A 385-nucleotide genomic window follows, 5' to 3' on the forward strand; every position below is an offset into this window, starting at 1 on the left:
CGCCCGGGCTCGATCGCTTTGTTTCGCGAATCGGGCAATTCCTGGCGCTGGTGGCGCTGGCCGCCTTGCTGATTGCCGGCATCGGCATTGGCAATGGCGTGGCCTCCTACCTTGAGGCGCGGCGCGGGGCGATCGCCACGCTCAAGATCCTGGGCGCCACCGGGGCTGACATTGCACGGATCTATCTTCTGCAACTGGGCCTGGCCACGCTGCTGGCAATCGGCCTTGGCCTGGCGCTGGGGGTGGCGGCCACCCCGCTGATCGGCCTGGCGCTGAAAGATCTTTTGCCGATCCCCACCGGCCTGGTGCTGGCGCCCGGCGCGCTCGCCATGGCCGCGCTGCAGGGCGCGCTGATTGCCGCCACCTTTGCCGCGCCGCCGCTGCT

The 385-nt window shown here is 69.9% G+C and carries 1 protein-coding gene; it reads left to right on the forward strand.

What is annotated here, in order from left to right; translation table 11 throughout:
• Nucleotides 1-385 (forward strand): FtsX-like permease family protein (locus H926_RS34845; RefSeq protein ID WP_043609824.1); only part of this gene is annotated, 385 nt, incomplete at both ends.

This window comes from Novosphingobium sp. B-7 (assembly GCF_000410615.1).
Classification (GTDB): Bacteria; Pseudomonadota; Alphaproteobacteria; order Sphingomonadales; family Sphingomonadaceae; genus Novosphingobium; species Novosphingobium capsulatum.